Here is a 23,747-nt window from a genome sequence, read left to right on the forward strand (position 1 = left end):
GTCAGGCCGCCTTCCGTGCCGCGGACTTGCTGAAGTTCGGGTTCTCCCAGATGACGGTGCCGCCCTGGCCGAGCCCGATGCACATCGTGGTGATGCCGTACCTGACGTCCGGGCGCTCGGCGAACTGGGCTGCGAGCTGGTTCATCAGGCGGACGCCGCTCGACGCGAGCGGGTGCCCGACGGCGATCGCGCCGCCCCAGGCGTTCACGTTCGGGGAGTCCTGCGCGATGCCGTAGTTGTCCAGGTAGGCCAGGACCTGCACGGCGAAGGCCTCGTTGATCTCGAACAGACCGATGTCGTCGATCGACAGCCCGGCCTTCCGCAGCGCCTTGTCGGTAGCGGGGATCGGGCCGACGCCCATGACCTCGGGGTCCACGCCCATGAAGGCGAAGGAGACCATGCGCATCTTCGTCGGCAGACCGTGCTGCTTCGCGCCGTCCTCGGACGCGAGGAGGCTCATCGTCGCGCCGTCGTTGAGCCCGGCGGCGTTGCCGGCGGTGACCCGTCCGTGGGGCCGGAACGGCGTCTTCAACGCGGCCAGGGCCTCCAGGGTGGTGCCGGGTCGCGGCGGCTCGTCGGCCGAGACGATGTCCCAGCCTGCTCCGGTGTTGACCTCGACCGGGATGACGTCCGGCTGCAGCTTGCCGGCACCCCAGGCGGCGGCGTAGCGCTGCTGGGACTGCACGGCGAAGGCGTCGGTGCGGTCCTTCGTGATGGCGGGGAAGCGGTCGTGCAGACGCTCGGCGGTGGCGCCCATGACGAGGGCGTCGCTGGAGACCATGCGCTCCGCGACGAAGCGGGGGTTCGGGTCGGCGTTGAAGCCCATCGGGTGGCGTCCCATGTGCTCGACGCCGCCGGCGATGGCGATGTCGGCGGCACCGAAGGCGATGGCACCGGCGAGCGTCGTGACGCTCGTCATCGCACCCGCGCACATGCGGTCGATGGCGTACCCGGGGACGGTCTTCGGCAGGCCGGCAAGCATGCCCACCGTGCGGCCGAGGGTCAGGCCCTGGTCGCCCTGCTGGGTGGTCGCGGCGACGGCGACGTCGTCCACGGCGGCACCGTCGAGCGAGCTGTTCCGGTCGAGCAGGCCACGCATCGCGTGCACGGCGAGGTCGTCGGCGCGGGTCCGCCAGAACACCCCCTTCTCACCGGCGCGGCCGAACGGGGTACGGACACCGTCCACGAACACGACGTCTGATGTCTTCGGCAATGCGAGCCTCCAGATCCACAACGATCGGGCCGGAGCGACGTGTCACCCCGACCGGCCGGGCCTCGCCCGGCGACGCTCCGACGCTAGTACCCCCGGCTGGGCGGGGGCACGTCGGTTGGGCGGTTCCTACGAGCCGGTCGTCCCGGTCGTGGCGTCGGTCTGTCCGTCTGCGACAAGACCGACCGCACCGGGCGCGCCGGCGTCGGGCGTCGCGTGGTCGGCGTCCGCCGTCGTCTCGTCCGGACGGGAGGCCGTGGTCGCCGTGACCGCGGCCGCCGGGTCCTCGACGGACCGGTCCGCGGCGACCTCGAACGCGTGCGCGATGACCGACGCGGTCTCCTCGACCTGCCACGGCCGGGCGTCGTGCGATGCGAGCGTCGCACCGACGGTCTCGGTCGCGACGGTCTTCGGCGGGTTCCACGACACCAGACGGAGCGTCTCCGGCGTCAGCAGGTTCTCCACGGGGAGGTCGAGCTCCGCCGCACGCGCCGTGACGGCCGCGCGGGCCGCACGGTACCGACGGTCGGCGGCCGGGTTGCGTTCGGCCCAGGCGCGGGGTGGTGGGAGGCTCGGCTCGCTCCCGCCTCGCAGGCGTGGCAGGTCCTCGGTGGTCTGGCCCGCTTCCACGGCGGCCCACCAGCGGTCGAGCTCGGAGCGGCTGGCGCGGCCGGTGAAGGCCTTCAGCGCACCGAGTTCGGCACGTGAAGCCGGGGCAGCAGCGGCGGCGGCGACGATCGCCGAGTCCGGGATGGTGCGTCCCGGGGCGATGTCGGTCTCCTGCGCGTAGGCGTCCCGCGCCTCCCAGAGCGACCGGGCGATCGCGAGGGCCCGGGCGCCGCGGAGCACGTTCATGCCGGACAGTCGACGCCACGGTTCGGCACGCGGGGGCTTCGGGCCGCGAGCGAGGACGGCCGCGAACTCCTCTTCCGCGATCCGCGTCTTGCCGGCGGCGTCCAGGACCTCGGCGAGCGAGTCGCGGAGGTCGGGCAGCAGTTCGACGTCCAGTGCGGCGTAGACGAGCCACGCCTGCGGGAGCGGGCGGGTCGACCAGTCGGCGGCGGAGTGCGCCTTCGCGAGCGTGATGCCGAGCAGTTGCTCGACGACCGCGCCGAGGCCGACACGGGGGAACCCGGCGATGCGGGCACCGAGCTCGGTGTCGAAGATCTTGGTCGGGACCAGGCCGACCTCGCGGAGGCAGGGCAGGTCCTGGGACGCGGCGTGGAACACCCACTCCTCGTCGACGAGTGCGGCCTGCAGGTCGCTGAAGTCACCGATCGCGATCGGGTCGAACAGGAACGAGCCGGACCCGCGGCGGAACATCTGGATCAGGTAGGCGCGCTGCGAGTAGCGGTAGCCGCTGGCGCGCTCGGCGTCGACCGCGACCGGGCCGGTACCGGCGGCGAGCCGTGCGACGGCGTCGAGGTACTCGTCGCGTTCCTCGATGACGTGGACGGCGGCGTGCGCGTCCTCGTATGCGGGATCGGCGTCAGTCACGGGCGAGCCTCCGGGGGGCCAGGAGCGAGACACCGTCCGAGGCCGGGGGGAGTCCGGCGAGCATCGCCACGATCTCCTCCCAGGCCTGCACGTGCGGCGTCAGGTCGTCGTCGAGGGGCGTCCACGACGCCCGCAGTTCCAGCTGGGCGCCGTCGCCCTGAGCCGCGAGTTCGCCGTAGCCGCGGGAGATGATCTTCGTCGCGGTGCCGGACGCGTTGCCGTACCGGGCACCGTGCGCCTCGAGGGCGTCGACGAGCCAGCTCCAGGTGACGTCGGCGACGAACTCGTCGACGCCGATCTCCGGCTCGAGCGGGGCCTGCGCGAATGTGACGATGCGGTAAGCGCCGCCCCACCCCTCTGGCTCCGCGGGGTCGTGCAGGGCGATGAAGCGTCCGGTGCCGAGGTCCGAGTCCACACCGTGCACGACGCCCGACACGTCCGCCGCCAGGGCGAGTGAGAAGGGTGCGATGCGGCTCGGCGACGGGATCTCGGTGACCGTGGTCTCGGTGCGGGTCCTGCCACTCGACACGAACGCGCGGAGACGCGCGAACGCCTCCGGTTCGGCGTCGGGGTCTCGGGATTCGGGCACGGATGCAGACTAGGCTCCGGACCGAGCACCGGCGCGGGCGGCACGCCGTTCCGCGCGCAGTCGTGCTGCCCGCAGTCGTCCTCGTCCTGGAAGGCCCGCATGGCCCGCCGTCCCGATGCCGTCCGGTCCGTCGGCCTCCTCGCGCTGGGTGCCGGCATCACCACCGCCGCGGTCGGCGTCGCCGTCGTCGCCGGGTCGGTCGCGGCCGTCGCACGGGCCGTGGTCACCCCGGACCGCAAGCGCGCCGAGCGGGTGCCGATCACCGCCGTCGACCTGGAGGCACGCACCGTCTCCCTGGGACGCAGTCCCGACACCGAGTCCCCGGGTCGGTACAGCCTGTGGTTCGGCGGCGCGACCGGGCACATGCGCGTCGGCGAGGTGCTCGACATGACGGACACGACCGTCACCCGGCGGGTCATCGCCGTGGACGCCGGCGACCCCACCGTGGCCCGACGCGGCCGGTGGGGTGGCTGGTTCTACCTGACCCCGGGGGAGCTCGGGGTGCCGGTCGAGGACGTCGACGTGCAGACCCCGAACGGCCCGGCGCCCGCCTGGGTGGTCCGCGCCGACGACCCGGCCGCGCCCTGGGCCGTTCTGGTGCACGGACGGGGCGTGACCCGCGCCGAGACGATCCGCGCCGTCCCGGTGTTCCGCGCTGCCGGCTACTCGGTGCTGCTGGTGTCGTGGCGGAACGACGGCGTCGCGCCCCCGAGCGCCGACGGCCGGTACGGCCTCGGGTCGACCGAGTGGGAGGACGTCGACGCCGCCCTGGACTGGGTCGCCCAGCAGGGTGCCACGAGCATCGTCCTGATGGGTTGGTCGATGGGCGGTGCCGTGGTCCTGCAGACCCTGGTGCGCTCGGGGCTCGCGGGTCTGGTCACCGGCGTCGTACTGGACTCGGCCGTCGTCGACTGGAACGCCGTCCTCAAGTCGCAGAGCCGTGCGCTCCGGCTGCCCCGGCCGGTCCGGAAGGTGGCGCAGTGGGTGCTCCGCACTCCGGTCGTGCACCGGATCGCCGGGCTGGCCCAGCCGATCGACCTGCGGGAACTCGACATGGTCGCCCGCGCCGACGAACTGCGGGTGCCGATCCTGCTGCTGCACAGCGACGACGACGGGTTCGTGCCTGCATCGGCGTCCTACGCCCTCGCCGCTGCCCGACCGGACCTGGTGCGGCTCGAGGTCGCGCACGTCGCCCGGCACACCAAGCTCTGGAACCACGACGCGGACTGGTTCGACGCGCGGATCCTGGCGTGGCTCACCGAGGTGGTGGCGTCGCGGCCGGCGGCCGACGCGCGGTGACGCGCGTGCGGTGACCGACGTCGGACGGGAGGCGCGGGACCAGCGGTGACGGGCCTCCCGTCCGACGGGTGGTCATCACCCGCCGTCGGTGGCGGCCTGTCCGGCTTCAGCGCGTGCCCGGATCAGCGCGCGGGGAAGAGGTCGACGGAGCGCGGGGTGGAGCGGTAGCGGAGGTGCTCGAAGTCCGGGTGCCAGTCGACGAGGCCGACCACGGCGCGGACGGCGATGTCGATGAAGTACGGCGACACGACGACGCGGCGGGGGATCGTCGTCGCCTCGATCTCGGTCGCGGGTCGGGAACGCGACCCGTCGAAGTCGGTGACGTGCACGCCGTCGAGATCGGTGCCCCAGGTGTACGCGGGCAACAGGCGGTCGGTGTCCGGGGCGACGTTGCCGACGACCTCCCACATGCCCGGCTGGAACCGTGCCGGCAGGGTCAGCCCTGCCACCACCGGCTGCGTGGCGAGCACGACGAGCGGGTCTGCGGGGCGCGGGAGGTCCTCGGGGCGCTGGAAGACCGCGACGTAGACGGCATCGTGCAGCGTCGCGAGGACGTGCCCGAGCAGCACGCTGCCGCCGCCGTCCGGGATGAAGAAGACGTCACCGGTCTCGGCGGTGAAGGGCTCGCGGCTGAGCGGGAGCAGCTCGTCGGCGGGCGTCTCGGCGGTCCCGGACTCGGAGTGCGACGACGACCGTGGCGGGACACCCTCGGCGGGGGACGGCCGCGTCATCGTCACGCCCGCGTGGCGGAGTCGCTTCAGACGATCGTCGAGGTCGCGGCCAGGGTTGCCACGATCGATCATCTCGATCGTGAACAGCTTCTCCGGGTCGGCCCGGGTCTCGGCCAACAACTGCGCGAAGAGCTGCTGCTCACTGTTGGTCTGGTGGAACTCGGAGCCCGATGGCTGGTCCTTCTTGCGCTTGCCGAACACGTCGTCCGTTCCCCTCGTCCGATGACACCCTCATCGTGGCACGACTGGTCAGTCGGACGTTGCTGGTGGTCCGGAGACTGCCAGGCCACCGCCGGGCATGGCGATCATCATCCGCCGCTCCGGCCCGGCACCGTGGTAGTTCCAGGACTCGTACGACTCGTCGGGCCAGGCCTCGAGGACCGTCCCGGATGCGAAGTGGAGCCGGAGGTCGGCGCCGTCGAGTGTCGCGTTCGTGACCGTGTCGCCGGGCAGGGCCAGGACGGGTGCGAGCGACGTCGGGTCCGTCGGGTCCACGAGCCGGCGTTCCCCGTCCGGACCGGTGATCGCGAACTCGGCCTCGAACTGCACCGTCGTGCCGTTCGAGAACCCGATGGTCGTCTGGAAGGTGAAGCTGAGGAAGTCCACCCGCGCGTCGGTGAACTCGAGTGCGGGATCGTCGGTCATGGTGCCTTCTCCGTCGGCTGAGGGTGCGTCCCGATGCCGTGGACGGTCATGGCCGCGATGACCGACCTCCGCTCGTCACCGAGCGCGACCGTGGTCATGGACGTACCGGACGTGACGATGCAGAAGGGGACGGTTTGGGCCTCCAGGGCGAGGAGCGCGTCTGCGAACGCGTGCAGGCCACGGACGTCGAACCCATTCTCCGTGGCCAGCGTGTACTTGATGAGCAGCGTCCGCGCAGTCGGATGCGCGCCCTGCACGAAGATCCCGATCCGCTCCTCCGGCGCGAGACGGAGCGTGACCGTCAGCGCCTCGGCTGCACCCGGTGCCTGCGTGGAGCGGAGGAGCGCCGTGAGTTCAGCGGCGGTGACGTGCTGGGCGCCGACGGACCGGTCGTGAGCCGTGGCGGACACGAATCCCCGGTCGGCAGCACGGAGGAGGACGGTGATGATCTCCGGCCCGGACTCGACCTGGCACACGAGGACGAGCGCGTCCCCGAGCGGCTCGAGTGGTTCGACCAGTGGCAGCAGGTTGGGTTCGTCCTGCGCGTAGCTGCGCCGGACGACCTCGGTGATGGAGCGTGCCGGCACGTCGTAGGTGAGGACCTCGGCATCGTCGGCGACAGCGGACAACACCTCGTGCACCCGGCCCGGGACGAGCGGGTCGGACGCCGGTAGGCGTCGGCGCAGGTCGTCGACCGACAGGTCGTCCGTCATGACGCCGTTCCTCCCGGCAGCGTTCGAGCGACGACCTCGCCGCCGGTCAGGACGTCGATGTCCAGGCGCGCTCGTCCTGGTTCGGACCAGTGCCACGAGGGCCGGTCGCGGTGGGACCACCCCTCCAGCAACTCGCCCGTTGCGAAGCGGACGGCGATGCGGGCGCCGGTGACGGTGCCGTGTTCCACTACCTTCGCGTGGAGGGCGAGGAGCGGCAGGAGCGAGGGCGGGTCGCCGGGCTCCATGAAGGTGTGCGTGCCGTCCGTCTCGGTCAGCGAGAAGGCGGTCTCGAACCGGAGGGTCGCCCCGCTCGAGAAGCTGACGGTGACGGCGTTGTCGACCGTGACGGCGTCCACCGTGTCGCCAGCGAGGTGCAGCTGGATGGGAACCGACGTGGTGTTCGTCACGGTGTCCTCTCGCCGTCGCCGGCGTCTCGCTCTGCGGGGAAGACGAGCTGATCGAGACGCGGCAGTTCGGTCGGCATCGCGTCGGTGCACCACGCGAGCTCGACCATCTGCATCCTGCCGTCGTGCACCCAGATGAGCAACTCGCCCCCGGCTGCCTCGGCGTCGGTCTGGTACCTGGCGGCTTGCGGCAGTGGTCCGTCGGGGAGGTCCACGCGGGGCGCGTCGTCGCGTTCGAGCGCGAGCGACCACGCGCGCGGCCCGGACGGCGTGACGTCGACCACTGCGTCGAGCTGAGTGAGGAGCGCCGGCGCCTCGTCGATCCGAGCGTTCTGGAGGCACGCGCGGACGAGCGCGCGGATCTGCTGACCGTCCCGTGCCTCCTGTGCGCGGCGCTGCTCGTCCGCGATCTCCTCGTCGCGGCTCCCGATGCCGGACGCGGGAACGCCGGGTCCGAGGAACAGGTCGAACTCCCAGGAGGTCCCGATCACCGAACGATCCAGGGTGACGGTGACCGTCGTGCTGTCGAAGAAGTCGATGCGAACCATGGCCTGCGACGCGTCATCGGCGGTGCTGTCGATCGGAGAGCCGAAGAACTCGCCATCGATCATCTGGTGGTTGTACCGGACGAAGCGCCGCATGTCGTCGTCGGTGATCCACAGTCCGGCGCCGCTGCTGTCGCGAACCTTCTGCTCCCACTCGAGGACGTTGATGTCCGAGTCCGGCAGCACCACCATGTTCAGGTCGGTGACGAGCCAGCGCAGCGGAGGGATGGTCATCCCGTTGACGATGTTGCGGAACGTCAGAACGCCCATCGGTTGCGAGCCGATCAGACAGTGGTAGGTGACGAATTCCGGCTCGGACCGCCGGGTGACCGGGCGGCCTGATCTCCTGCGGAACGACATGATCTTCACTCACTCACTCACTCACTCACTCACTCACTCACTCGCACGGATCGCTCCTTACTGCCTCGTAGAGCGGTTCGCGAGTCTGCGGGAGCTTGCCAGACAACTCGATCACTTCGTCGAGGAGCGCGGGCGAGCGTTCATCTCGTGGGCGTGGGCGTCGGCCTCGGTCTTGTAGATCTCGCCCCATGCGATGCTCGGAGGCATGGCATGGACAGGCAGATCGACGTCAGGGAGACAGATCTGCACGAAGTGCGGGAAGGCGGGGAAGGTCCAGAGGTCTTCGTCTTCGAAGCGACTCCAGAGCAACAGCTCTCCGATGCCGAGTAGGTGGCCGAGTTCCTGTCCGTTCAGCGGCGGATCGCAGCTGACCATCAGTGCATGGTGACCGTTCGGGAGCTCGATCGGTCGTTCCACTTCGCACCGGAAGACAGACGAGAACCGCTTGCTGTCCATGGACGAGAGAAAGAAGACTTCTTGCATGTCAGAACTCCGGGTTGATGCCGCTGACGCGATCGAGCTGGATCGCGCCCTTCTTGATGCCGTTCAGATGATGTACTCGTCAAGTCCGCCTCGGTTGCCGTCCAGGGAAAGCGCTGCCCTCGTCTCACCACCGCGCTGGGGTGTTCTCGATCCAGTCGAAGACGACCACGGGCCCTCTTTCAGGCGTCGTGTGGCCGGCGGGACATGGCCGTCGCCGGTGTTCCTTCCCCGAAGATCGAAGTAAAACGGTCTTGCACTCCGACTCGATCCAGGTCGAGGATCACCGTCCACCATGCTCCGTCCACCACATCGATGACGATGACGGCTTTGTCGAGCTGACCCACATCTGCTTCCTCGAAGCCGATGAACTCGCCCTGGATGAACTGCACCGTGGCTGCGACGAGACGAGTGAACGTGGCGTGGTCGAGCACCGGATTCGGAAGACCCGGCGTGCCGGACACTTGTTCGAGTTCACGAATCTCCAATCCGGAACCAGGGGAGACGTTGACGAAGATGTCCTCTGCTGGCCAGTGAAGCTCGGGCAGGTACAGAGACTCCAGAATGTCGTCGAGTTCGACATCCACGCCTTCATTTTGGATCAAGTCAAGAGTGAAAAGGCGCAGCATCCGGTACCTTGCGGCTAGAAAAGTGGAAGCGCAATCCTGCTCCGTTTTCGTGATCCGACCGTTTCATCAGGCTCCCACAGATGGTAGTGAGGGTTTGGATGGAGTTTCGGTCGATTGTGATCAGTGAAGTCAATGTCCCGAACCATATTTCCGTCACCGTCCCACTCGCGGGCCTGGGGATACTCCGTCCCCGTGCTGCTCACCTGCCATCCAAGTTCGGTGTGTGGATACTCTGATTCAGAAATCCGCACGCCTTCCAGCGAGCTGTTCAGGATGAGCCGGCTCACGCCGTCCGAGATCGACTCATTGCCGAGCAAGGTTCTCAGCAGGCATCAGTTCAAGACCCCGGTTTCCAGGAGGGGCGGCGACCACAGACGTGAGTCAACGCAGCAGCAAATTCCCCTACCTTCGCGGCCCCGCTGGTCGCGACAATTTGAACGGAAGCCTCGATCAGGTGCTCGGCCCTTCGGGTGGCACATCGCCGCGGAGGAGAACAGAGCCATGCGTCTCGAAATGTTCGGGAAGCTCAGCCAGTTCCTCTGGCCACGCTTGCAAGAGACGTTTGATGTCCTCGACGATCCACATGGGAACAGTAAGGTCGCGCTCCGCGATGATCCCTGCTGCGATGCTCAGACCGAGAGGGGCTTCGTCGCATTCAACGAGATCGCGCGCATCTTCCAGCGCTTGAATTCCGAGCCGATCCTCGAGTTCGCTAATGATGCGGAGTGCCTGATTTCGGTAATTGCCAAAGTCGTTCATTGTGAGTTTTTCGATGTGTTGGTAGGGAATCCGGAAATGATCTCATCGTTTCTGATGACTACTCGAATCGCGACGCCGTCCCGCATGCCGTTCGCGATGAAGGTCGTCCCGGCCTTACCCTGCGGCACCCACTCGAGATCTGGGTCAGTCGCGACGTCAGAGATATCGTGGATGATTCTGCCATCGCTCCAAGACGCAGGGAATTCCGACTTGCCCGGGAATCCGGTGCCTTGCCGATGCCCGCCACCGAATGACCCATCCCCACGAACCTCGCCATCGAGGATGTGCTTGCGTCGAACAGCTGGAACGAGGTCCGTGACGTATTGTGGTCGGTCCGGGAACCATTGACCATCCGGTGGTGACGGGTGTCATCTCCGAGCCTCTCAATCGCATGCGGCAGATGCACCTTGTTAAGTACCCCGTCGGATCGTTGCCGTGGATCTTCCCCATGTCGTCCCGTTCCCCTCGTCGGTTGACGGGCCCATCCTGCCACCTGTACCGCTCGTTCCGCCGGGACGTTCTGCGGGCAGATGGGGGACGACGGACGGGAGGCGCGGCACCAGCTGGCACCGCGCCTCCAGACCGGAACGAGGCCGCTACGCGACCGCGGCCGTGACCTGCCGCTGCACCCGGCCGAGCATGCCGACCATGCCGCGGATCCGCAGCGGACTGACCGCCTCGGACAGCCCGATCGTGAGCGGGTAGTCGGACGGCACGGCGAGCACCTGCTCGGCGGTGAGGCCGGAGAGCCCCTGCGCCAGGATCGAGGCGAACCCCCGGGTGGTGGGGGACTCGCGCGGCGCCGTGGCGTGCATCCGGACGACGTCGGGTGCGTCGCCGTCCGCACCGACCGTGACGGTGATGAAGACCGGGGACTGGCACTCCTCGACACGTTCGAGTTCGTCCTCGTGTCCCTGCAGGCGCGGCGGGAGGGCAGGCAGCTCGTCGGAGAACTCGAGCAGGAGCTGCAGGCGGTCGTTCAACGAGAGCGCGAGGAAGTCGTCGCGGATCTCGGCGAGGGGCTGGGGGAGTGCTGCGTCCGTCATCGAGCAGGCAGCGTACCCGGCTCGGATCCCACCGCGATCGGGACGCGGACGGCGCTGCCCCACTCGGTCCAGGATCCGTCGTAGTTGCGGACGTTCTCGTAGCCGAGCAGGTGCTGCAGCACGAACCAGGTGTGGCTCGAGCGCTCACCGATGCGGCAGTAGGCGATGACCTCGTCCGCGTCGCCGATGCCGGCGCCGTCGCGGTAGACGGCGTCGAGCTCGTCCCGCGGCTTGAACGTGCCGTCCGGGGCGGCGGCGGTCGCCCACGGGATGTTCACGGCGGTGGGGATGTGGCCGCCGCGGAGGGCGCCCTCTTCCGGGTAGTCCGGCGCGGTGGTCCGGTCACCGGAGTACTCCGGGGCACTGCGGACGTCGATGAGGGGCTTGCCGAGGTGGGCGAGGACGTCGTCCTTGAAGGCGCGGACCGGCTCGTCGTGGCGCTCCACGACGGGGTACTCGACCGGCTCGACGGTCGTCCGGTCGGTGGTCATCGCGCGGCCCTCGGCGATCCACTTCGCCCGACCGCCGTCGAGCAGGCGGACGTCCTCGTGCCCGAAGAGCGTGAAGACCCAGAGGGCGTAGGCCGCCCACCAGTTGTTCTTGTCGCCGTGGATGACGACGGTGGTGTCGCGGCCGATGCCCTTGCCGCCGACGAGTCGGGCGAACGCCTCGCCGTCGATGTAGTCGCGCTGCACCGGGTCGTTGAGGTCGGTGTGCCAGTCGATCTTCACCGAGCCCGGGATGTGCCCGGTCTCGTAGAGCAGGACGTCCTCGTCGGACTCCACCACGACGAGCTCCGGCGATCCGGCTCCGGCGTCGAGTTGCTCCTGCAGCCACTCGGTGGACACCAGGCGCTCGGGGTGCGCGTAGGAGCGGAACTTCTCGGACGGGTCGACCGGTGCGGTCATCGGGGGTACCTCCTGGGGATCGGTGGCGCGCGGACTACGATCGGTCCTTGCGCGTCGACGGCAACGGTACGCGGACGGGCCGAGTCCCCGCCGCACCGTGACACTCCACGACGTACAGACACGCACGACGTACACGACACGCACGCACGCACGCTCCGCACCGGAAGGCCGTCTTGCCCGAACTCGCTCCCGTCGCCCACCTCGTGGACCGCGACCCGCAGGTGACCCCGCAGCAGATGGCCGACTCCCTGGTGCCGCCGTCGCAGTTCACCACCGCGTCGTTCGCCTCGTACCGCCCCGACCCGGAGTACGCGTCGCAAGCCGAGGTCCGCGACGCCGTCGAAGCGTTCGTCGCCACACAGCCCGAGCCCGCCAAGCGCGGCCTGTTCGGCCGGAAGCGCAAGGAGCCCGAGACCCCGGCGCGATCGGGCGTGTACCTGGACGGCGGGTTCGGCGTCGGCAAGACCCACCTGCTCGCCGCCGCCTACCACGCCGCGTCCGGCCGGAAGACGTTCGGCACCTTCATCGAGTACACCGCCCTCGTCGGCGCACTCGGCTTCCAAGGCGCCGTCGACCTGCTCCGCGGCACCTCGCTGGTCTGCATCGACGAGTTCGAACTCGACGACCCGGGCGACACGATGGTGATGACGCGGCTCATCAAGGAGCTGTCCGAGACCGGTACCCGCTTCGCCGCGACGTCGAACACCCCGCCGGGAGCGCTCGGCGAGGGCCGGTTCGCGGCGCAGGACTTCCTGCGCGAGATCCAGGCGATGTCGGACCGGTTCGACACGATGCGGATCGACGGCCTCGACTTCCGTCGCCGTGCCGTCGACGAGTCCGCCTCGGTGGTCGACGACGTCCCGTCCGTCCTGGCGACCCTGTCCTCGGTGACGACGTCCCGGACGGGAGGCCCGGCCCGCGTCACGCAGGACGACTTCCGCTCCGTCGTGGCCCACCTGGCGTCGGTGCACCCGTCGAAGTACGTCGCGCTGGTCGACGGCCTCGACGCCGTCGGACTGACCGACGTGCAGGCGTTCACCGACCAGACCGATGCCCTCCGCTGGGTGGCGCTCGTCGACCGGCTCTACGACGCGCAGGTGCGGATCGTCGCCTCCGGCATCCCGCTCGACACTGTCTACCCCGAGGTGATGCTCGAGGGCGGGTACCGCAAGAAGTACCTGCGCGCGGCCAGCCGTGTCGTGGCGCTGACGCGCGCGGAGACCGAAGCCAGCGCGGAGACCGAGCCCCGGGCCTCCTGACCGTCCTCGCACGTCGCTCGGGGCACCTGCACACCGCGCTGACCGGTCCACGAAACACAGCGTTCACAGAACGCGCCGTGACGTTACCTCCGCGAAACAGACCGAGCGCTCCGGTGAAACACGTCGTCGCCAGACTCGGTCGCACCCGAGGCGGACGAGAGCCGCACAGCGACGAGAGGTGCACACATGCTTGATCAGGGCAACACGACGTTCGTGTTGGTCATGGCGGCCCTGGTGTTGTTCATGACACCCGGCCTGGCCTTCTTCTACGGCGGACTGGTGAAGGCGAAGTCCGTCATCAGCATGATGATGATGTCGTTCGGAGCGATCGCCCTGGTGAGCGTCCTCTGGGTGCTCTACGGCTACGCGATCGCCTTCGCGAACCCCGGCGACCACACGGCGATCTCCGGCGTCGTCGGCTTCTTCAGCATCGACTGGAACCAGCTCGGCCTCGGCCAGGCGTTCGAGGAGGCCACGGCCTCGAAGATCGACGCGTCCTACCCGTCGATGGCCTTCGTCGGCTTCCAGGCGACGTTCGCGATCATCACCGTCGCCCTCATCTCCGGCGCGATCGCCGACCGCGCCAAGTTCGGCGCGTGGATGGTCTTCGCCGGCGTCTGGGTCACCGTCGTGTACTTCCCGGTCGCCTCCTGGGTGTTCAACCTGACCTCCGGCTGGGCCGCCACGTGGGGCGTCATCGACTTCGCCGGTGGCACCGCGGTGCACATCAACGCGGGTGCCGCGGGCCTCGCCCTGGCGCTGGTGCTCGGCAAGCGTGTCGGCTTCGCCAAGGGTGCGCACAAGCCGCACAACCCGCCCTTCGTCCTGCTCGGTGCCGCCATCCTCTGGTTCGGCTGGTTCGGCTTCAACGCCGGCTCCGAGGGTGCCGCTGACGGCATCGCCTCGATCGCCTGGGTGAACACGCTCGCCGCCCCGGCTGCCGCGATCCTCGGCTGGCTGCTCGTCGAGAAGCTCAAGGACGGCAAGGCCACCTCCGTCGGAGCCGCCTCGGGTGCCGTCACCGGTCTCGTCGCGATCACCCCGGCCTGCGCCAACCTGACGCCCGGATGGGGCCTGGTGCTCGGCTTCCTCGCTGGCATCGTCTGCTGCTTCGCGATCGACTGGAAGTACCGCCTGGGCTTCGACGACTCGCTCGACGTGGTCGGCGTGCACCTGGTCGGCGGCATCTTCGGCACGCTGTTCCTCGGCTTCTTCGCCAACGACACCGGCCTGATCTACTCGGGCTCGTTCGAGCAGCTCGGCAAGCAGGCCGCGGCCGCCGCAGCCGTCGGTGTCTACTCCTTCGTCCTGGCTTTCGTCATCGGCTTCATCATCGAGAAGACGATCGGCTTCCGTGTCAAGACCGAGGACGAGGTCGCCGGCATCGACACCGCGGTCCACGGCGAAGAGGGCTACGTCCTCTACGACGAGGAGGACAAGAGCCCGGTCGGCGTCCGCTGACACGCGTTCACGCACGACGACGGCCCCCGCTCACCCGAGCGGGGGCCGTCGTCGTCGTGTGGGCGTCCGCAAAACGCAACGTGGGCGACGCCCCGCAACGGAGTACCGCTGCGCGGTGCCGCCGCGGTTGCGTTTCGCGGGGCTGGGACGGGACGAAGGTCAGTCCGTGTCGGCGCCACGCTCGCGCGAGCCGCCCGGTGCTGCCTGGTCGTCGGTCTGGGTGCCGGCGGAGGTGTCGCCGAGGTCGTCGCCGCCGCCGACGAGGGCATCGCCACCACGGGCGTCGTTCCCCAGGGCAGCCAGAGCGGACTGCTCCTGGTCCCCACGGTCCTCCAGATCGAGGCCGGAGCGGTCGTCGTCTGCGCGCTCCTCGACGTGGGTGCTGCCGCCTGCGGTGTCCCCGGAGGTCGCAGCCTCGTGCTGCATCGCCTCACCGAGCTCGGTGTTGCCGCCGTCGCCGCCGTGGTCGTTGGGCATCGAGGTGGTCATCGTGCGTGTCCCTTCGTCGGAGGTTCCGTCGAGCCATCCGTAGCCCCGGCCGGCTGGACCCGCACCCGAGCCGTCCGGGAAACGCAACGTGGGCGGCGCCGCGCGACGGAACACCGTTGCATGACACCGCCCACGTTGCGTCTTGCGGGAGGTCAGGTCACCAGGCGTAGTCCTCGGGGGACGTCTTGTGTCCCGGGAAGAGCTCGTCGAGGCGGTCGAGCGCCGACTGGTCCAGGCGCACGTCGACGGCACGGACCGCGGACTCCCACTGCTCCGCCGTGCGAGGGCCGGTGATCGGCGCGGTGACGCCCGGCTGGTGCAGCAGCCACGCGAGCGCGACCTCGCCCGGCGTGTGTCCGAGCTCCTTCGCGAACGACTCGTACGCGGTCAGCTGGTCACGGTGCGCGTCGACGTACTCGGCGCTGCGGCCGGACAGGCGGCGGGACCCGTTCTCGGTCTTCTCGATGACACCACCGAGCAGACCGCCCTGCAACGGCGACCACGGGATGACCCCGAGGCCGTAGTGCTGCGCGGCAGGCAGGACCTCGCGCTCGATGTCCCGGACGACCAGGTTGTAGATCGACTGCTCGCTGACGAGCCCGAGGAAGTTCCGGTGCTTCGCTGCCTCCTGCGCCTGGGCGATGTGCCACCCGGCGAAGTTCGACGAACCGACGTAGAGGATCTTCCCCTGGCCGACCGCGATCTCCATCGCCTGCCAGATCTCGTCCCAGGGCGTGTCCCGGTCGACGTGGTGCATCTGGTACAGGTCGATGTGGTCGGTCTGCAGGCGTCGGAGCGAGGCGTCGATCGACTGGCGGATGTTGTACGCGCTGAGCTTCTCGCCGTTCGGCCAGCCGGTCATGTCGCCGTAGACCTTCGTGGCGAGGATCGTCTTCTCGCGGCGTCCGCCGCCCCGGGCGAACCACCGTCCGATGATCTCCTCGGTGGCGCCCTTGCCCACCGAGCCGCCGTACGCGTTGGCGGTGTCGAAGAAGTTGACGCCGAGTTCGTGGGCCCGGTCCATGATCGCGTGCGAGTCGTCCTCGCTGGTCTCCGGTCCGAAGTTCATCGTGCCGAGCACTGCCCGTGACACCGACAGCCCTGTCCGTCCGAGGTGTGTGTAGTCCATGGTCCAGGTGTACGCCCCTGCCTCGATGCCCTGCCAGGCACTGGGAGTACCCGTGAGGAGCCGGACCAGCACGCGACCAAGGAGCGATCATGCCCGCCGACGACGACCTCCCCAGCACCCTGCAGCGGTCCCCGGAGCACGCGCAGGACATCTACCGCGCCGCCCGGGAGTCCGCCGAGGCCGAGTACGGCGACGGGCAGCGCGCCGGCCGCACGGCCTGGGCCGCGGTGAAGCACGAGTACGAGAAGGTCGGCGACCACTGGGAGGAGAAGGACTCCTCCGGCCCGTCGGACTCCGGCGCCGCAGGGTCCCGCGGCTCCGGCACGACCGAGGAGGGCGTCGACGCGAACGCCTCGAAGGCGCACCTGCTCGACGTCGCGAAGCGTCTGGACGTCAGCGGCCGTTCCGGCATGACGAAGGACGAGCTCGTGGACGCGATCAAGAAGGCGAACCGTCGCGCGACGGCGAAGGCCCGTGAGTGAGCATGCCGTGCCGGGCATGCCGCGCTGGACGACAGGCGTAGCGTGCCGGGTGTGAACATCCCAGCACTCCGAGGCAGCCGGATCATCGGGTTCGGCCACCACCAGCCCGACCGGATCCTCACCAACGATGAACTGTCGACCATGGTCGACACGAACGACGAGTGGATCACCACCCGCACCGGCATCAAGACGCGGCACATCGCCGGGCCCGACGACAGCGTCACGTCGATGGCGACCGAGGCCGCGCGCAACGCCCTGGCGGACGCCGGCGTCGCGCCGACCGACGTGGACCTGGTGGTGGTGGCATCGACCACCCACCGGGACCGCTCGCCGTACACGGCCGGCCGGGTCGCGGCGGCACTCGGCATGTCGAACGGTCCCGCGCCGATCGACATCAACACCGCGTGCAGCGGCTTCGAGTACGCCATGGCGACGGCCGACCAGGCGATCCGCACAGGTGCCGCCGACACCGCACTCGTGATCGGCTCCGAGACGCTCTCCCGGATCGCCGACTGGACCGACCGTTCGACCTGTGTCCTGGTCGGTGACGGCGCGGGCGCAGCGGTCCTGGGCGTGTCCGACGAGCCGCAGATCAGCTCCGTGTCGTGGGGCAGCGTGCCGCACCTGCAGGACGCCGTCCGCGTCACGCACGACCCCGAGATCTTCCAGCAGGAGGGCCGCTCGATCTACCGGTGGGCGATCACCGAGGCCGAGGGGCACGCCCGCGCCGTCGTCGAGCGCGCCGGCCTGACGCTCGACGACATCGGGGTGTTCGCGTTCCACCAGGCGAACCTGCGGATCATCGAGCCTCTGGTCACCGCACTCGGCGGCGAGGGCAAGTACGTCGTCCGCGACGTCGTCGAGTCCGGCAACACCTCGGCCGCGAGCGTCCCGCTCGGGCTGTCGAAGGCCTGGCACCGCGGGGAGCTCCCCGAGGGCGTCCCGGCACTGCTGTTCGGCTTCGGCGGCGGGTTCGCGCACGCCGGTCAGGTCGTCATGACGCCGGTCCGGCGCTGACGCTTCGCCGGTCGCGACCGCACGACGGACGGGAGGCCCGCCACCAGCTGGTGGCGGGCCTCCCGTCCGTCATCGGCAGGGTCTGCGTCAGTGGCCGCGTCCGCGGTCCAGGGCGCGCTGCTGCCGCTTGCTCAGCGGCTTCGTGTCCTTCGGTACGCCGCCGGCCTGCGGGGGCAGCACGACGGTGAAGTGTGCGGGCGGCGGACCGAAGGCGCTGCGGGAGGACTGCACGACCTTGCGGCCGAGCGCGTGGTTGCCGAGCCCGCCGACGACCGCACCGATGCCGAACGGGATCGCGCGGCCGAGGATCGACGTGCCCTGACGGGTCAGGAACCGCTTCACGAACGACGCGCGGAGCCGACCGCCGATGCCGCTGACGGCCTGCTTCGGCAGGGACGACGTGACGAGCTCACCCCAGAAGGCGGTCCGACCCTGCCCGCCGCCGGCCTGCCCGGCGAGCTGCTTGACGAGCTGCGAGCCGGGCGCGCCGAGCATCATCGCCATGACCAGGGCGCGGGCCCGCTCGGGGTCCTCGACGGTGATGCCGTGCACCTCGGTGACGGACTGGGCGAAGAGCGCGCTGGCCTCGAGGAACCCGACGGTCTCGGCACCGCTCAACCCGAGGCTCGCGATCATGCCGACGCCCGGGATGACCGCGCTGGCACCGACCGCGGCCCCGCCGGACGTGACCGCGGTCAGGTACTGGCGCTCCAGGATCTCGATGACCTGCGCGGGGGACGCGTCCGGGTGACGGCGACGGACACGGGCGACGTGCGCGACGACGGCCGGACGCTGGACCGAGATGGCCCGGTCGAGCCAGCCGTTCCAGGCGGGGGCGTCGGGCTGCAGGTGCCCGCCATCGGGGGAGGGAGCGGACTGGACGGGTGCTGCGGGCGTCGGCACGAGCGCGTCGTGGTCACGAGGGGTGCTGGACATGCCGACGACGCTACGCCGGGGGTGCCCGGGGACGCTGGGCGTCAGTGGCGCGCGAGCTCCGCGCGGAGCGGCAGGTCCTGGTCCTCGAGGATGAACTGCGCGCCGACACCGGTGCGGGCGTTCACGACGACGGGTGCCAGCAGGTTCACCGTCGTGCCGGACGCGTCGGGGTTCGCGACGACCAGCAGCATCGCCTCCTCGGCGCGGGTCAGCCCGATGACGTCGGCCTGCTCGTCGGACAGACGCGGCGCGTAGTCGGGCAGGTGCACCGCGGCGTCGAGCAGGTACAGCCGCGGGGCGTCCACCCCGGAGGCCGTGGTGCCGGAACCGACCAGGGCGAACAGGCCCTCGGCACCCTCCACCAGGTCGAGCGTGAACGCGCGCAGCGGCTCGAGGCCGAACGGTGCGACGAGGAAGGTCAGGTCGATGCTCATCGGAGGTAGTCCATCAGGGTCGGCTGCAGGACCTTCGCGGTGACGGCGAGGGCTGCCTGGTAGTTGGTGCTCTGGACCTGCAGGTCCAGGACGGCCTGGGCGAGGGCCTTGTCCTCGACACCGGACCGTCGTCCCTCCAGCGTGGTGGACAGGGTCTTCAGCGAGTCCTGCGCGGACAGCGCGGCCGAGTGCCGGACGCCGACGTCGGCCTGAGCCCCGCGGACGGCGAGCTGGGCGGCATCGATCTGGTTGAGTCGTGGGTTCACGTTCGTGCCTGCCTGCAGGTCGGCGACGATGCCGTCGAGGAGTGCGAAGACCGACGAGCTGCCGGTCCCGAAGACGGCGCTGCCGTCGGTGTCGACGCGGACCTGCTCGCCGGTGCCGATGGTGCGGGTGACGCTCGAGCTCGCGCTGCCGGCCCACGTGGTGTCGTCGGCGTAGGCGGTGCCGGCGGGCGAGGACCCGGCGAAGACCGAGCGTGTGCCGTACTTCGTGTTCGCAGTGCTGAGCAGGTCGGCCTTCAGCCCCTGCAACTCCTTCACGAAGGCGTCGCGGGCGGTGGGGTTCATGGTGCCGTCGCTCGCCGCCTGCACGGTGAGGTCGCGGACCTTGCCGAGGACGTCGCCGACGTCGGCGAGGGCGGAGTCGGTCGTGGCCAGCCAACCGGCGGCGTCGTCCGCGTTCCGGGCGTGCTGGGCGGCCTGCGCCTGCTCCTTGCGCACCTGCATCGCGGTGGCCGTGCCGGCCGGGTCGTCGGAGGGCTTCCGGATCGCCTTGAGCGTGGTCGCCTGGTCGGTCAGGTCGGCGACCTTCGCGGCACCGGCCTGCAGCCGCGCCTGCGCCGCCGCCATGGTCATCTGGGTGGTCACACGGGTGATCACGGTCAGCTCCTCCCGACGAGGCCGAGGCGGTTGATGATGGTGTCGAGCATCTCGTCGACGGCGGTGAGGACCCGCGCCGCACCCTGGTAGGCGTGCTGGTAGGCGAGCAGGGAGACGTTCTCCTCGTCCATGTCGACGCCGGCGCTGGACTGCTGTTGCGTCCGCGCGTTGGTCAGGGCGAGTCCGGTGAGCGTCGATTCCGACGAGGCCGTCCGGGAGGCGCTGCCCACCCCCGTCACGAACGTCGCCCAGGTCGTGTCCGGCGCTCCGGCGCCGGAGCCGATCACCGCGATCGCGGTGAGTACCGACGCATCGAACTGTCCGGTCGCGCTCCGGGTCGGCAGGCCGCCGGGGTCGGTGGGGACGACGGACAGACCCTGGGCGGCGGGGACGCCGGTCGCGAGGGCGAAGAACGCGGTGCCGGTCGCACCCGAGGGGGTCGTGCCGGTGGCGTGCAGGGCGTTGACCTTCGTGGCGAGGTCGGTGGCGACGCGGTCGTACGCGGCAGAGGCTTCGGCGAGGGTGCCGCCGGTGTGGGCGTCGTCCGCCGGTGCGAGCAGCGACAGGCCGCCGGCGATCGAGCCACCGTCGAGGGTGACCGGGCCGACCGAGCCGCCGACCCAGCGGAGGGACGGGGCCGACGGCTGCCCGGTGCTCGTCGTCGTGTTCATGGCGTCGAGGGTGGGCGGGCCCTCGAGCGTGACACCGCGCGCGGTGGTGCCCTGCACGAGCGGGTTCCCGCCGATCACGACGTCGACCGTGCCGTCGCCGTTGTCGCGGACGGCCGCGCCGGTCAGGGTCGCGATCTTCTCGGTCAGCTGGTCGCGCTGGTCGAGGAGCTCGTTCGCCGTACCGCCGGATGCCACCGCGGTGCGGATCGCTCCGTTGAGGTCAGCGACCTGCTTCGCGGCGTCGTTGAGCTGGCCGACCTGCGTCGCGAGGGCCGAGCGGGTGGCGGACCACTGCGCGTCGATCGCGGACGAGCCGGCGGACAGGGCGGTGGCGACGGTCTTCGCCGCGCCGATCAGCGCGCTGGCCGAACCCGGGTCGTCGATGTGCGTCGCGAGGTCGCTCCAGGCGGACCAGAGCCCGTCGAGCTTCGCGGAGAGGCCGTCGGCGCCGGGCTCGTGCAGACCGGTCTCGAGCTGGTCGAGCGCGGCGCTCCGGGTGTCGGCGTACGCGGCGGCGCCGGCCGAGAACCGGACACGGGTGTCCAGGGTCGAGGACGCCAGCCGGGCGATCGCGTCGACGGACACACCCTGACCCGCGAGCGCCGCGGTGCCGCGGACGAACCCGGTCTGGGCGGGAGCGCCGACCTCGGTCTGCACGATCCGCTGCCGGGTGTAGCCGGTGGTGCCGACGTTCGCCATGTTCTGGCCGGTGACGTCGAGGCCCGCGCGGGCGGCGGCGAGACCCGAGTAGGCGGTCTGGAGGGAGCCGAAGGTGCTCACCATCGCTACAGGTTCCCGTCGAAGAGTCGTGCGCCGTCGGTGGCGTTGCCGGACGACCCACTGGCGTCGTAGGTGTCGGCATCGGTCACGGTGCCGGCGAGGGTCTCCTGCGTCGCCTGCGCGGCGACGCGGAGGAAGCGGTCGTTCTCGTCGCGCAGGGACCCGATGTGCGTGGTGAGCTCGAGCATCGCGGCGAGGTGCGACGCGAGGATCTCGCCCCAGGGGCCGGACGGTGCGGCGGCGACGACCTCACGCAGGGGAGCGTCGGAGGGCATGCCCCACTCCTCGGCGACGGCGGCGCTCTGGGCGCTGCGCTCGAGGCCGGTGGTGCGGAGCCGGTCGAGGACCTGCTCGACCTCACGGCTGGCGTGCGAGATCCAGCGGGAGCGCCCGGCGGCGAGCAGGAGCTGCTCCTCCTCGAGCTTGAACGTGAGCAGTTCGAGCAATTCGCGTTCGCGCCACAGGACGGCGGACAGGTCGTTCACGCTCATCAGCTCCCTCCGGGATCAGGCGACCGCCAGCTGCGGTCACCAGGAGTTATCGACGCTGACCGCTCCGGCGTAAGCACCGGGTACCGCGTCCTCCGACCGGGGGACAAACACCACGCAGTCCCCCGAAAGGCGGACCGGCGTGGGGGCACCTCCCCCCGCATTGGGTACGGAAGTGGTCTCGTCCGGCGCTCAGGCAGCCGATAGGTTCGAGATCAGCACCGGGGGACAACCCCACACTCGCGTCCACGGGCGCGAGCGCACCGCAGGGACGGATCCCGGCGGTTCTTCGACGTATCCGGCGGTCCCGACGCCGGTGCTCGTCATGCCCAGGGACGGGTCAGTCGACACAGGACGACCAGGGGAACACCATGGACCGGAACGAACGCAACGCGATGATCGTCGAGCACCTGCCGCTCGTCGGGTACATCGTCGCCGAGACCTGCGCTCGCGCCACACACCTCAGCCGCGACGACCTCGGACAGGTGGGCTCCGTCGCACTGGTGCAGGCCGCCGACGCCTTCGACCCGACCCTCGGTGTGCCGTTCGGTGCGTACGCCCGCACGCGCATCACCGGTGCGATCGCCGACGACCTGCGCGCCGGCGACTGGGCCAGCCGCGGGACCCGGAAGCGCATCCGGGAGACCCTCGCCACGCAGGAGGCCCTCTCCGCCGGGCTCGGACGCCGTGTCACCCCGCAGGAGATCGCCGACGCGATGGGCGTCGACCGGCAGACGGCCGTGGACGCCCTCACCGACGCCGCGCGCACCGTCAGCCCGATCGACGAGACCGTGCACGACACCGTCGCCGCCGACCTGCCACTGCCCGGCGAGGACCTGCTCGAAGCCGAGAAGCGCCGCTACCTGGTCGCCGCCGTGCAGGCGCTGCCCGACCGGATGCGCCTGATCGTCGAGGCCGTGTACTTCGCCGACCGCACGGTCACCGAGGTCGCGGCCGAGCTGGGCATCACCCACTCCGCCGTCTCGCAGCAGCGGTCGGAGGCGATGCGCCTGCTCCGCGACGGCCTCGCCGAGCACTACGGCGACGGTGGTGCCGCCCCCGAGCCGGCGTCCCGCACCACCGCCGCCCGCCGGAGCGCCTACCTGGCCCGCGTCGCCACGAACGCCGCCGCCGGGGTCACCCGTGCGGTGCAGGACGCGACCTCGGTCGGCGTCGTCGCGGCCAGTTGACCGTCCGGCGGTCCAGCGGACGCGAACTCGTCCGACGGATCGTCTAACGCCTCCGGCGGAACGGCCGAGAGGAACACATGTCAGCCCACGGACGGGCTGACGATCGGCCCAGTTTCACGGAGGAACACATCATGGGTATGTCCATCAACACCAACCTCTCGGCACTCAACACGTACCGGAACCTCAACGCGACGCAGAACGACCTGTCGAAGTCGCTCGAGAAGCTCTCGAGCGGCCTCCGCATCAACCGTGCTGCCGACGACGCTGCCGGGCTGTCGATCTCCGAGGGACTGAAGTCCCAGGTCGGTGGCCTCACGGTCGCCGCCCGCAACGCGCAGGACGGCATCTCCGTCGTGCAGACCGCTGAAGGTGGCCTCACCGAGACCCACTCGATCCTCCAGCGCATGCGCGACCTGGCCGTCCAGGCCGGCAACGACTCGAACAACGACACGTCGCGCGCGGCGATCAAGACCGAGTCGGACCAGCTGCAGAAGGAACTCGGTCGCATCGCGACGTCCACGAACTTCAACGGGATCAACCTGCTCGACGGGTCCCAGACCAACATGAAGTTCCAGGTCGGCGCGAACGGTGACGCGAACAGCCAGATCACGGTCGACCTGTCGGGCGCCAACGTCAAGTCGATCTCGAACGCACTCTCCGGAGGCGACCTCGACCTGACCGGCACCACCTTCGCCATCGAGGACGTCGCGGACCT

27 protein-coding genes and 1 pseudogene are annotated in these 23,747 nt (G+C 70.2%); 7 read left to right on the plus strand and 21 right to left on the minus strand.

Going from position 1 to position 23,747, the window contains the following annotated elements; all coding sequences use genetic code 11:
• Position 1: 1 nt before the first annotated feature.
• The 3 genes from DEJ31_RS00380 to DEJ31_RS00390 all read right to left on the minus strand — a co-directional run bounded on the left by DEJ31_RS00380 (position 2) and on the right by DEJ31_RS00390 (position 3,296).
• Positions 2-1,213, minus strand: coding sequence for a thiolase family protein (locus tag DEJ31_RS00380; protein ID WP_110902430.1), 1,212 nt, complete (start codon positions 1,211-1,213; stop codon positions 2-4).
• Positions 1,214-1,339: 126 nt separating this feature from the next.
• The gene (locus tag DEJ31_RS00385) at positions 1,340-2,707 is read right to left on the minus strand and encodes an HRDC domain-containing protein (RefSeq protein ID WP_110902429.1); all 1,368 of its coding nucleotides are present in this window, start codon (positions 2,705-2,707) and stop codon (positions 1,340-1,342) included.
• Positions 2,700-3,296 (minus strand): DUF3000 domain-containing protein, encoded by a 597-nt coding sequence (locus DEJ31_RS00390; protein ID WP_110902428.1) that lies wholly within the window; start codon positions 3,294-3,296, stop codon positions 2,700-2,702. The genes DEJ31_RS00385 and DEJ31_RS00390 overlap by 8 nt, the downstream gene beginning before the upstream one ends.
• Before the next feature lie 99 nt (positions 3,297-3,395).
• Between DEJ31_RS00390 and DEJ31_RS00395 the strand changes: the two genes are divergently transcribed.
• Positions 3,396-4,595, plus strand: a complete 1,200-nt coding sequence (locus DEJ31_RS00395) for a S9 family peptidase (RefSeq protein ID WP_111120949.1) — start codon at positions 3,396-3,398, stop codon at positions 4,593-4,595.
• Between the two features lie 122 nt (positions 4,596-4,717).
• Here the strand turns inward: DEJ31_RS00395 and DEJ31_RS00400 are convergent, their stop codons facing one another.
• The 11 genes from DEJ31_RS00400 to DEJ31_RS00450 all read right to left on the minus strand — a co-directional run bounded on the left by DEJ31_RS00400 (position 4,718) and on the right by DEJ31_RS00450 (position 11,815).
• Complete coding sequence (locus DEJ31_RS00400) at positions 4,718-5,527, minus strand: hypothetical protein (RefSeq protein ID WP_111120950.1); 810 nt, start codon at positions 5,525-5,527, stop codon at positions 4,718-4,720.
• A gap of 48 nt (positions 5,528-5,575) precedes the next feature.
• Complete coding sequence (locus DEJ31_RS00405) at positions 5,576-5,971, minus strand: DUF6188 family protein (RefSeq protein WP_111120951.1); 396 nt, start codon at positions 5,969-5,971, stop codon at positions 5,576-5,578.
• Complete coding sequence (locus DEJ31_RS00410) at positions 5,968-6,684, minus strand: hypothetical protein (RefSeq protein WP_111120952.1); 717 nt, start codon at positions 6,682-6,684, stop codon at positions 5,968-5,970. The genes DEJ31_RS00405 and DEJ31_RS00410 overlap by 4 nt, the downstream gene beginning before the upstream one ends.
• The gene (locus tag DEJ31_RS00415; protein ID WP_111120953.1) at positions 6,681-7,091 is read right to left on the minus strand and encodes a DUF6188 family protein; all 411 of its coding nucleotides are present in this window, start codon (positions 7,089-7,091) and stop codon (positions 6,681-6,683) included. The genes DEJ31_RS00410 and DEJ31_RS00415 overlap by 4 nt, the downstream gene beginning before the upstream one ends.
• Positions 7,088-7,867, minus strand: a complete 780-nt coding sequence (locus DEJ31_RS00420; RefSeq protein ID WP_146243076.1) for a hypothetical protein — start codon at positions 7,865-7,867, stop codon at positions 7,088-7,090. Before DEJ31_RS00420 ends, DEJ31_RS00415 begins: the two co-directional genes overlap by 4 nt.
• 237 nt (positions 7,868-8,104) lie before the next feature.
• Positions 8,105-8,476, minus strand: coding sequence for a hypothetical protein (locus DEJ31_RS00425; RefSeq protein ID WP_146243077.1), 372 nt, complete (start codon positions 8,474-8,476; stop codon positions 8,105-8,107).
• A 179-nt stretch (positions 8,477-8,655) separates the two neighbouring features.
• Complete coding sequence (locus DEJ31_RS00430; protein WP_111120956.1) at positions 8,656-9,102, minus strand: hypothetical protein; 447 nt, start codon at positions 9,100-9,102, stop codon at positions 8,656-8,658.
• A 450-nt stretch (positions 9,103-9,552) separates the two neighbouring features.
• Positions 9,553-9,861: a hypothetical protein gene (locus DEJ31_RS00435; RefSeq protein ID WP_111120957.1), complete on the minus strand. Its 309-nt coding sequence runs from the start codon at positions 9,859-9,861 to the stop codon at positions 9,553-9,555.
• On the minus strand, positions 9,858-10,145 hold the full coding sequence (locus DEJ31_RS17745) for an EndoU domain-containing protein (RefSeq protein WP_111120958.1): 288 nt from the start codon (positions 10,143-10,145) through the stop codon (positions 9,858-9,860). Before DEJ31_RS17745 ends, DEJ31_RS00435 begins: the two co-directional genes overlap by 4 nt.
• Before the next feature lie 312 nt (positions 10,146-10,457).
• A complete protein-coding gene (locus DEJ31_RS00445; protein WP_111120959.1) occupies positions 10,458-10,907 on the minus strand; it encodes a SufE family protein in 450 nt (149 codons plus the stop codon).
• On the minus strand, positions 10,904-11,815 hold the full coding sequence (locus tag DEJ31_RS00450) for a sulfurtransferase (protein WP_111120960.1): 912 nt from the start codon (positions 11,813-11,815) through the stop codon (positions 10,904-10,906). The genes DEJ31_RS00445 and DEJ31_RS00450 overlap by 4 nt, the downstream gene beginning before the upstream one ends.
• Positions 11,816-11,988: 173 nt before the next feature.
• Between DEJ31_RS00450 and zapE the strand changes: the two genes are divergently transcribed.
• Positions 11,989-13,074, plus strand: a complete 1,086-nt coding sequence (gene zapE / locus DEJ31_RS00455; protein ID WP_258366043.1) for a cell division protein ZapE — start codon at positions 11,989-11,991, stop codon at positions 13,072-13,074.
• A gap of 186 nt (positions 13,075-13,260) precedes the next feature.
• Entirely contained in the window at positions 13,261-14,535 is a 1,275-nt protein-coding gene (locus DEJ31_RS00460) for an ammonium transporter (RefSeq protein ID WP_110902409.1), read from the plus strand.
• Between the two features lie 159 nt (positions 14,536-14,694).
• Here the strand turns inward: DEJ31_RS00460 and DEJ31_RS00465 are convergent, their stop codons facing one another.
• Both DEJ31_RS00465 and DEJ31_RS00470 read right to left on the minus strand, forming a co-directional pair.
• Entirely contained in the window at positions 14,695-15,024 is a 330-nt protein-coding gene (locus DEJ31_RS00465) for a hypothetical protein (RefSeq protein WP_111120961.1), read from the minus strand.
• A 157-nt stretch (positions 15,025-15,181) separates the two neighbouring features.
• The gene (locus tag DEJ31_RS00470; protein ID WP_111120962.1) at positions 15,182-16,153 is read right to left on the minus strand and encodes an aldo/keto reductase; all 972 of its coding nucleotides are present in this window, start codon (positions 16,151-16,153) and stop codon (positions 15,182-15,184) included.
• 89 nt (positions 16,154-16,242) lie between these two features.
• Between DEJ31_RS00470 and DEJ31_RS00475 the strand changes: the two genes are divergently transcribed.
• Positions 16,243-16,635 (plus strand): ChaB family protein, encoded by a 393-nt coding sequence (locus DEJ31_RS00475; RefSeq protein WP_111120963.1) that lies wholly within the window; start codon positions 16,243-16,245, stop codon positions 16,633-16,635.
• A 51-nt stretch (positions 16,636-16,686) separates the two neighbouring features.
• The gene (locus DEJ31_RS00480; protein WP_111044213.1) at positions 16,687-17,652 is read left to right on the plus strand and encodes a beta-ketoacyl-ACP synthase III; all 966 of its coding nucleotides are present in this window, start codon (positions 16,687-16,689) and stop codon (positions 17,650-17,652) included.
• 87 nt (positions 17,653-17,739) lie between these two features.
• On the opposite strand, the gene DEJ31_RS00485 is transcribed toward DEJ31_RS00480, so the two are convergent.
• Genes DEJ31_RS00485 through DEJ31_RS00505 form a run of 5 tightly spaced genes read right to left on the minus strand, consistent with a single transcriptional unit; the run spans position 17,740 to position 21,845 of the window.
• Complete coding sequence (locus DEJ31_RS00485) at positions 17,740-18,588, minus strand: hypothetical protein (RefSeq protein ID WP_181433429.1); 849 nt, start codon at positions 18,586-18,588, stop codon at positions 17,740-17,742.
• A 41-nt stretch (positions 18,589-18,629) separates the two neighbouring features.
• A complete protein-coding gene (gene fliW / locus DEJ31_RS00490) occupies positions 18,630-19,022 on the minus strand; it encodes a flagellar assembly protein FliW (RefSeq protein ID WP_110902404.1) in 393 nt (130 codons plus the stop codon).
• The gene (gene flgL / locus DEJ31_RS00495; RefSeq protein ID WP_111120964.1) at positions 19,019-19,903 is read right to left on the minus strand and encodes a flagellar hook-associated protein FlgL; all 885 of its coding nucleotides are present in this window, start codon (positions 19,901-19,903) and stop codon (positions 19,019-19,021) included. Before flgL ends, fliW begins: the two co-directional genes overlap by 4 nt.
• A gap of 2 nt (positions 19,904-19,905) precedes the next feature.
• Positions 19,906-21,357, minus strand: a complete 1,452-nt coding sequence (gene flgK, locus DEJ31_RS00500) for a flagellar hook-associated protein FlgK (protein WP_181433430.1) — start codon at positions 21,355-21,357, stop codon at positions 19,906-19,908.
• Positions 21,358-21,359: 2 nt separating this feature from the next.
• The gene (locus tag DEJ31_RS00505) at positions 21,360-21,845 is read right to left on the minus strand and encodes a flagellar protein FlgN (protein ID WP_111077836.1); all 486 of its coding nucleotides are present in this window, start codon (positions 21,843-21,845) and stop codon (positions 21,360-21,362) included.
• 368 nt (positions 21,846-22,213) lie between these two features.
• Between DEJ31_RS00505 and DEJ31_RS00510 the strand changes: the two genes are divergently transcribed.
• Positions 22,214-23,032, plus strand: coding sequence for a sigma-70 family RNA polymerase sigma factor (locus tag DEJ31_RS00510; RefSeq protein ID WP_110902401.1), 819 nt, complete (start codon positions 22,214-22,216; stop codon positions 23,030-23,032).
• Positions 23,033-23,163: 131 nt separating this feature from the next.
• Positions 23,164-23,653 (plus strand): annotated as a pseudogene (locus tag DEJ31_RS17750) (flagellin); the annotation flags it as partial.
• Between the last annotated feature and the right edge of the window lie 94 nt (positions 23,654-23,747).

This window comes from Curtobacterium sp. MCPF17_031, from assembly GCF_003234035.1.
Classification (GTDB): domain Bacteria; phylum Actinomycetota; class Actinomycetes; order Actinomycetales; family Microbacteriaceae; genus Curtobacterium.